The organism is Stenotrophomonas sp. NPDC077659 (assembly GCF_050268705.1).
Lineage (GTDB): Bacteria > Pseudomonadota > Gammaproteobacteria > Xanthomonadales > Xanthomonadaceae > Stenotrophomonas.
This window is the reverse complement of sequence record NZ_JBNNHG010000226.1, coordinates 2,049-3,649: the sequence shown is the minus strand read 5'-3', so window position 1 is coordinate 3,649 and position 1,601 is coordinate 2,049. Positions and strand designations below refer to the sequence as shown.

Sequence of the window (1,601 nt, the reverse complement as noted above, 5' to 3'; positions counted from 1 at the left end):
CGCGACCCAACGCGACCGCGCCGTCTTCGGCTTCTTCAACGGCAAAGCCGGCCGAGGTGAGGGCGAAGGAAACCATCTGGCGCATCGACGCCGAATCGTCCACCACCAAGATACGTGCGCTCATGCAGCGTTCTCCACAGATTTCAGGTTGTCATGGGGTACGTCCAGGCCCAAGGCCTGGGTGACGCCCAACAGGCGGGCGGCGTCACGGAAGGTTGCGGTGCAACCGTTGAAGCCGGTGCCCAGGCCCGCCTCGCGGCGTGCCTGCACGAATGCGCACAGCACCTGCACGCTGGCGGTGTGGATGCGACCGACCTGGCTTGCATCCAGGGTCAGTTCGCCTGCTTCCGCCACGAGGGGCGAAAGGCGGTTCTTGAGCTCGGTGCTGTTCTCGATGCCGAGATCGTCACCCAGTTCGACAGTGCTCATCGTTGCTCCGGACAAACGGTTCCGAGATCCATAACGGCACCTGGCGGGGGTTCTTTAGGGGGAATCGGCGGGAAGGGGCATCCACGCATGGCGTGGATCTACCGGGGCGGTGGCGGGAGGGGGCATCCACGCATGGCGTGGATCTACCGGGCATGTTCACGCATGGCATGCCGAGTAGATCCACGCCATGCGTGGATGGGCCTCTCAACTCAACAACCGGGTGGCGTCGAGCAGGATCATCGGGCGCTGGCTGATGCGGGCCACGCCGCGGAACAGTTCGTTGGAGATCTGGCAGATGCGGGCGGTATCGGGCGGTTCGATCTGCGAATCGGTGAGGTTTGCGACGTCCTCTACCGCCGAGACGCGCAGGCCGAGGGTCTCGCCATTCTCTTCCAGCACCACGATCCGGGTCTGCGCATCGTCTTCGCCGCTGGCTGCACCGAGATGGATGCCCAGGTCCATCACCGGCACGACCTGGCCGCGCAGGTTCATGATGCCGAGCATGGCCGGGGCCGTGCCGCGCAACGGCAGCAACGGCACGGGCAGCACGACTTCCTGCACCTTCAGCAGTTCCAGGGCGTAGGCCTGGGTGCCGCAGCGCAGCCGCAGCCAGCGCGAGGTGCGTTCGGCAGCGCGGCGGTTGTGTGTGGTGGTGCCGTGCGGCGGCTGGTGGGCCTGGGCCTGCAGCTCCTGCCAGCTGCCCGGGCGCGCAGCAGCCGGTGCATCCAGTGCGACGCGTGGCGGCGGTGCGACGGCGCGAGCGGTCGGGGCCGGGCTGGGTGCCGGTCGCGGCGCGGGCCTCTCCGCCGGAGCAGGCGTCGCCGGGGCGGGCACCGGTTCGCCTATCGCAGCCGCTTCAAAGGCGGCCTGCAGGGCGGGGCTGTCGGTGTGCGCCAAGCGGTGGCTGTCAGCACTGTCGGTTTCGTAGATCACTTCGTCCGGTAGATCATCCCAGGTGGGCTTGGGCGGCGACGGGTCTGCGGCAGGGGTGGGCGCCGCTGCGCTCGCCGGGCCTGGCCCGGCGCTACCGGGGGTATCGCCGGTTTCGTAGATGACTTCGGCGGGCAGATCGTCCCAGGTCGGTTCGCGTTCGGGCGCCGCCTGCATGGCGGCAGCTTCGAAGGCGGCCTCCAGCGAGGTGTCGTCCACGGCGGCGGTCGCGGTGGTGTCGC

2 protein-coding genes and 1 pseudogene are annotated in these 1,601 nt (G+C 68.6%); all 3 read right to left on the bottom strand.

Annotation, left to right across the window (positions count from 1 at the left end):
* A pseudogene (locus ACQKDV_RS18730) lies at positions 1–124 on the bottom strand (response regulator); the annotation flags it as partial.
* A complete protein-coding gene (locus ACQKDV_RS18725; RefSeq protein ID WP_427785751.1) occupies positions 121–429 on the bottom strand; it encodes an STAS domain-containing protein in 309 nt (102 codons plus the stop codon). The gene ACQKDV_RS18725 and the pseudogene ACQKDV_RS18730, both read right to left, overlap by 4 nt.
* A 204-nt stretch (positions 430–633) precedes the next feature.
* Positions 634–1,601: chemotaxis protein CheW (locus ACQKDV_RS18720; protein WP_427785750.1), on the bottom strand; the 968-nt coding region annotated here is incomplete at its 5' end.